The following is a 6852-nucleotide window of genomic DNA, read 5'->3' on the forward strand; positions in this document are numbered from 1 at the left end:
ACCGGTCAGTGGGGGAAGGCAGGGGCCCTGCCCGCAGGCGAGCCGCGCCTCCGCCCGGTGCGCGAACGCCGCCGGCTCCCCCAGGAACCCGGCGGCGCGCCCCGGCGGTCCTCCACGGGCGGCGCTCGGCGACCGGCCCGGGCTCACACCGGGCGGGACCGCAGGCCCTCCAGGAGGATGTCCAGCAGCCGCGCCGAGGCCGCCGCCTGCTGGGCGGCGTCCGGCAGCGAGGGCGCCGCCGTGGCGATCACCAGCAGCACGTCCGACACGGTGACGTCCGGCCGCAGTTCACCCGCCGCACGCGCCCGCTCCACGAGCTGCCCGACGACCTCCAGCAGCGTCGCCGCTCCTGCGTCGTCCGGCTCCGGCGCGGGTCGCTGCTCCACGAGCCGCAGCTCGGTGGCCGACTCGGACCGCTGCTGCGGCACCCGGGCCCCGTCCGCCGACCCCGCGTCGGACCCCTCCGTGCCCTCCTCGGCGACCCCCACCCGCAGCACGTGCGGCGGCAGCAGCCGACCCGCGCCGGACGCCACCGATGTGCGCAGGAAGCGCGAGAGCGCCGACCACGGCTCGTCCTCCTGACCGAGCGCCGCCCTGGCCTGCTCGGTCAGCCGGGAGGTCTCCTCCTCGGCTATCCGCCGCACCAGGACGTCCTTGCTCGGGAAGCGCCGGTACACGGTGCCGACGCCGACCCGCGCGCGTCGCGCCACGTCCTCCATCGGCGCGCCGTACCCCAGCTCGCCGAAGACCTCGCGTGCCGCGCGCAGTACGTGCTCCAGATTGCGCTGTGCGTCCACACGCAGCGGCGTCGTACGCGCGGCCTCCCCGCGTCCGCTCTCCGCCACCGCGCTCACCGTGCCCGCCGCCACGGCGGACGCGGACGACCAATGAGAGTCCTGAATGTGCATAAGTGTTCCCCCGGTCCTGACGTCTCCCCCCGGAGACTCTCCCCGCTGTTGAAAACCGGAGCGTACGGAACAGGCGTCGTACGTGACCGGGCCCGCCCGTCGCGGACCCCTGAGCGCATCCCCCTACACCCCGTCAAGGCACGAACATAGTTGAGCGGGAGTCAATTCAGAAGGGGCGCGTTCCGGGTGGGTCGCCCCCCGATCGGAGTACCGGCCGGATTCGCCCCCTTTGCACCCTCCGTAGCAACCGCTCACACCCTTGTTGACCTGCGGCAATTCCCCGCACGCCCGTGATTCGGCCAACCCTGGCCCACGCGCCCGTCCCGTCACACAATTTGCCGGGCCTGTGGACAAAATCGGGCGCCGGGTGCCTCATGGGAAGGTGACGGCTGCATTCCACCGGGCCACGCCCCCCGAACACCCGAAGTGTGTGCGCATCCTCATCGTCGGCGGCGGCTACGTCGGCCTGTACACGGCGCTGCGCCTGCAACGGAAGCTGAAGGCGGAACTCCACCGCGGCGAGGCGGAGATCGTGGTGGTCTCGCCCGATCCCTACATGACCTATCAGCCGTTCCTGCCGGAGGCGGCCGCCGGCGCCATCTCGCCGCGCCACGTGGTCGTCCCGCTGCGCCGCGTCCTTGCGGACTGCCACGTCCTCATCGGCGAGGCCACGGCCATCGACCACGCCAAGCGGATCGCCACCATCTCCACGCTCTCCAGCGAGGAGACCGGGCAGACGGAACAGATCGCCTACGACGAACTGGTCCTCGCCCCGGGCTCCGTCTCGCGCACCCTCCCCATCCCCGGTCTCGCCGACCACGGCATCGGCTTCAAGACCGTCGAGGAGGCCATCGGCCTGCGCAACCACGTCATCGAACAGATGGACATCGCCTCCTCCACCCGCGACCCCGCGATCCGCGACGCCGCCCTCACCTTCGTCTTCGTCGGCGGCGGCTTCGCCGGCGTGGAGGCGCTCGGCGAGCTGGAGGACATGGCCCGCTACGCCGCCCGCTACTACCACAACGTCAAGCCCGAGGACATGCGGTGGATCCTCGTGGAGGCCTCCGACCGCATCCTCCCCGAGGTCGGCGAGGAGATGGGCCGCTACACCGTCACCGAGCTGCGCCGCCGCAACATCGACGTACGCCTCGAGACCCGCCTGGAGTCCTGCGCCGACCGGGTCGCCGTCCTCTCCGACGGCTCCCGCTTCCCGACCCGTACGGTCGTGTGGACCGCCGGTGTGAAACCGCACCCGATCCTCGCCGCGACCGACCTGCCGCTGAACGAGCGCGGGCGCCTGAAGTGCACCCCGCAGCTGACGGTGGACGGCGTCACGCACGCGTGGAGCGCGGGAGACGCGGCCGCCGTCCCCGACGTCACCGCGGAGGAGCCCGGCAAGGAGACGGCCCCCAACGCCCAGCACGCGCTGCGCCAGGCCAGGGTGCTCGGCGACAACATCGTGCACGCGCTGCGTGACGAGCCTCTGGAGACGTACGCGCACAAGTACGTCGGTTCGGTGGCATCCCTGGGACTGCACAAAGGTGTCGCCCACGTCTACGGGCGCAAGCTGAAGGGCTGGCCCGCGTGGTTCATGCACCGCACGTACCACCTCAGCAGGGTGCCCACCTTCAACCGCAAGGCGCGCGTACTGGCCGAATGGACGCTGGCAGGCCTCTTCAAGAGGGAGATCGTGTCGCTCGGTTCACTCGAACATCCCCGTGCGGAGTTCGAACTGGCCGCCGGTGGAAAGCATTCTTCAGACCCGAAGGGGTCGAACTGAGCGGACCCAGGAACTCCGCCGGGAACACCGACGTCTGACTGATGTCGGTCCGGTCGGCCAGACTGGTCCACGACCTGGGCGGGCCGACCCTCGCCCTGACGCACCCATCAGGCTTTCCCCACAGCGCCGCACCCCCGGGGACTGGCCCCCGGACCCCCGCCCGGATCCGGAGCCGGCCGGAGACGACAACGACGAGGCAAGGAATCGGTGAACTTCACGCGCTGGAGCGCCCGGCTCCCCGGAACGCAGCGCCGCGCCGCAGCGCGGACCGACCACGCGGTCTCACCGGACCGGCGGGACGGCTCCGTGCCCGTGGCCCGGGCCGAGCGGATCACCGAGGACACGCCGAGCGTGCCCGCCCTCGACGAACTGCCGGCGCGCGAGGTGCTCGACCGCATCCCCGCCCTCGTCGCCCTGGTGCACGGCCCCGACCACCGCGTCGCCTACGTGAACGACGCCTACACGTCGGCCTTCGGCGCCCGCCCGATCGGCGAACCCGCGCGTGAGGCACTGCCCGAGCTGGACGCACTGGGCCTCCTCCCGCTCCTCGACCAGGTGCTGCGCAGCTCCAAGCCGCGCACGGTCAAGTCCCGCAAGGCGCCCGGCGGCCGTTCGTACACCTTCACCTGCACACCGGTGGACGCACCCGACGACAAGTCCCGGGGCGTGCTCGTCTTCGCGGCCGACGTCACCGACCACGCCGACGCCGCCGAACGGCTGCGCGCCAGCGAGCGCGAGCAGCGCCGCACCGCGGTGACCCTCCAGCGCTCCCTGCTCCCCCAGGAACTCGAACAACCAGACGACCTGCGCATCGCCGCCACCTACCAGCCCGGCGGCACCGAGGCAGCGGTCGGCGGCGACTGGTACGACGTGATCACGCTCGGCGGCGGCCGCACCGCGCTGGTGATCGGCGACGTCATGGGCAGGGGCGTCCGCGCGGCGGCGGTGATGGGCCAGCTGCGCACGGCGGTGCGCGCGTACGCCCGCCTGGACCTGCCCCCGCACGAGGTCCTCCAGCTCCTCGACGGCCTCGCCGCGGAGATCGACGCCAACCAGATCGCTACGTGCGTCTACGCCGTCCACGACCCGAACGAGGGCCGGCTGGTGTACGCCTCGGCCGGCCACCTCCCGATCCTGGTGCGCGACGAGAGCGGCAACGTCCTGCGCGCAGACGAACCCACCGGCCCGCCCCTCGGCACGGGCGGCTGGATGCACACCTCCGGCTCGGTACCGCTGGGACCGGGATCCACCGCCGTCCTCTACACCGACGGCCTGGTGGAACGCCGCGACGCCGACCTGGACGAGGGCATCACGGCCCTGGCGGGCGCGCTCGCCGGCGCCACGGGCACACCCCAGGTGATCTGCGACCGCCTCCTCCGTTCAGCGGGTGTCACGGCGGGCCACGACGACGACGTGGCGGTGCTGGTCCTCCAGCACCCGGCGCGGACGGGACCGGACGGCGAGCTGTTCCGCAACGCCGCGCTGGAGCTGCTGGGCGGGGTGGAGGCGGCGCCACGCGCGCGTGCGTTCGCCTCCGGGGTGCTGACGAGCTGGCGGTTCCCCGCGGACCTGCACGACCACGGGGTCCTGGCGGCGAGCGAACTGGTCGCCAACTCGCTGCAGCACGGCACACCGCCCATGCGGCTGCGCCTGCGCCGTACGGACCGCCGGCTGATCATCGAGGTGACGGACGGCGACGACCACCTCCCGAGGCGCCGTCGCGCGGAACCCGCGGACGAGGCGGGACGGGGGATCGCGATCGTGGCGACGATCGCGTCGAGCTGGGGGTCACGGAGAACGCCCGGTGGTGGGAAGGCGGTGTGGTGCGAGTTCGCACTGCCGAAGGCCGACGCCTGAGCCACCGGGCCGGGGCGTCTCAGGTGCGCGCCGAGGCCGGCTCCGCCGACGCACCCCCCTGCGCCACCACCCGGCTCCTGGCCGACGACGGCCGGTTCTGCGCCGGCGTCAGCAGCCGCCCGAGCCGCACCGCCAGCACCGTGATGCCCAGCGAGCACAGCAGGAACGTCACGACGTAGGGCCCCGGCATGGCCGCCGCGAGCGGACCACCCACCGCCGGCCCCACCGCCAGCGCCAATTGCTTCACCAGGGCGAACACCGAGTTGTACTGCCCCGCCATCCCCGTCGGCGCCAAGTCCGCCACCAGCGGCGCGACCGTCGGCGACAGCATCGCCTCACCCAGTCCGAACAGCGCGTACGTCGAGACGAACGCGGCCGTCGCCATCTCCCGGCTGCCGTGACCCAGCCCCGCGTACCCCGCGACAGCCCACGCCACGGTCCAGATGAGCCCCACGGCCGCGATCACCCGTGACCGCCTGCGCCGCTCCACGAACTTCAGCACCGCGAACTGCGCCACCACGATCGTCGCCGTGTTCGCCGCCAGTGCCGTACCCAGCGAGGACGTCGAGATCCCGGCCGCCTCCACGCCGTACGCGCTCAGCCCCGACTCGAACTGTCCGTAGCAAGCGAAGAACAGCACGAAGCCCAGCACGCAGAGCTGAACCATGGCCCGGTTCCCCAGCAGTTGCCGCCAGCCGGCCCCGCCGCCCCGCGGCGCCCTCTCCTCGATCCTCGGCGCCCGCGGCATGCGCACCGTCGCCATGACCGTGACCAGCAGCAGGAACATCGCGGCCTGGACCGCGAACAACAGCGTGAAGGATGCCGCCCGCGACACGTCGACGAGGTGCCCGCCGATCAGCCCACCGACCCCGAGCCCGAGGTTCTGCAGAAAGAACTGCACCGCGAAGGCCCGTGACCGCGTCTCCGCCACCGAGCAGTCCACGATCATGGTGGCCAGCGCCGGCTGCATCACCGCCTGCCCGGCGCCGAGGAGCGCTGCCGACAGCAGCACGCTCACCGCGTCGGCCGCGACGCCCAGGCTCAGCGAGCCCAGCGCGGCCATGACGAGGGCGGCGAGCAGCACCGGAAGCGGACCGCGCCGGACGATGGCCCGCCCGGCGAACGGCAGCACGACCAGCGCGGCCACAGCGAAGACGGCGAGTACCAGACCCGCCGTCACAGCACCGAGATCCCGCACCTGCGCCACATAGACGTACAGATAGGGGACGGTGAAGCCGAGGCCGAACGCGCTGAGTGCGTTACCCACATGGATCCGGCGCATCGCTGCGCCCATCGCCCTGGTCACTTTCACCTTCCTTGAGAACGGGCCACCGGGAGCCGGAGCTCTTACCTCTGAAGCGGTTAACCCTGAAGACTTCGAAGCTAAATTTCGAGTTTGAACAGTACACCTTCGAGGAGTTCAACGCCAAGCGGTCGCGTGTCATACTGCGCCCATGGGTGACACCCCCGGCGTGAGCGAGCCGACCCTCGACGAACAGATCGCCGCCTACCAGCGCGAGTTCCAGGACCTGGACCCGCAGGTGGAGAAGATCGTCTCGGCACTGTCCCGGCTCAACCGCCGCATGAACGTCGCCTACGGCCGTCAGACCGCCGCGCTCGGCATCAGCAACACCGACTGGGAGGTCCTCAAGGCCCTCGTCCTCTCCGGCGCCCCCTACCGCATGGGCCCGAGCGACCTCGCCAAGCGGCTCGGGCTGACACCGGCCGCGATGACCCACCGCATCGACCGCATGGTCGGCGAGGGTCTGGTCACCCGGGAGCGCGACGAGGCCAACCGCGTCCGTGTCATCGTCGAGCTGACCGACGAGGGCCGTGAGAAGTGGCTGGAGGCGATGCGCCTTGCCTCCGGTTTCGAGGAAGACCTGCTCCAGGACCTCTCGCCCGAGGAGCGCACGGTCCTGGGCGATGTGCTGACGCGCCTGCTGCGCCGCGTGGAAGACGCGCAGCCGGACGCCGGCGGCCGCCTCAGCGACCTGGACTGACGCAGCCCGCAGGGTTTGACGCGGTGCCAGGTTGGGGAGGCTTGACAGTCCACCCCCTGATCCGTAAGGTTCTTCGGGTTGCCACGGGGCCGTAACGGTTCTGCGGCAGCACCTCCCGCCGCATCAGCGGCAACAAACCACTCAGCACGATCTCCCGACCGGGAAGATTTCGGCGTGCCCGAAATTCGATTCCATTGGGTACGGCGACCCTGATCCGCTCGATTGGGAATCGCCGGAGAGATCCGCTAGAGTCGGAGACGTCGGAACGGCCCAAGGGCCGGGAGGACAAGCCCGGTTGACTGGG

5 protein-coding genes are annotated in these 6852 nt (G+C 71.7%); 3 read left to right on the forward strand and 2 right to left on the reverse strand.

Translation table 11 applies throughout. The features are described from left to right. Positions 1-143: 143 nt before the first annotated feature. Entirely contained in the window at positions 144-908 is a 765-nt protein-coding gene (locus tag C3488_RS17495) for a TetR/AcrR family transcriptional regulator (protein WP_103840397.1), read from the reverse strand. 382 nt (positions 909-1290) lie between these two features. Between C3488_RS17495 and C3488_RS17500 the strand changes: the two genes are divergently transcribed. After that, positions 1291-2688: an NAD(P)/FAD-dependent oxidoreductase gene (locus C3488_RS17500; protein WP_374955425.1), complete on the forward strand. Its 1398-nt coding sequence runs from the start codon at positions 1291-1293 to the stop codon at positions 2686-2688. 207 nt (positions 2689-2895) lie between these two features. Further along, entirely contained in the window at positions 2896-4545 is a 1650-nt protein-coding gene (locus C3488_RS17505) for a SpoIIE family protein phosphatase (RefSeq protein WP_103840401.1), read from the forward strand. 19 nt (positions 4546-4564) lie between these two features. On the opposite strand, the gene C3488_RS17510 is transcribed toward C3488_RS17505, so the two are convergent. After that, positions 4565-5839, reverse strand: a complete 1275-nt coding sequence (locus tag C3488_RS17510; RefSeq protein ID WP_103840403.1) for an MFS transporter — start codon at positions 5837-5839, stop codon at positions 4565-4567. Positions 5840-5999: 160 nt separating this feature from the next. On the opposite strand from C3488_RS17510, the gene C3488_RS17515 reads away from it, so the two are divergent. Then, positions 6000-6548 (forward strand): MarR family winged helix-turn-helix transcriptional regulator, encoded by a 549-nt coding sequence (locus C3488_RS17515; protein ID WP_103840405.1) that lies wholly within the window; start codon positions 6000-6002, stop codon positions 6546-6548. Positions 6549-6852 lie beyond the last annotated feature (304 nt).

The organism is Streptomyces sp. Ru72 (genome assembly GCF_002920635.1).
Lineage (GTDB): Bacteria > Actinomycetota > Actinomycetes > Streptomycetales > Streptomycetaceae > Streptomyces.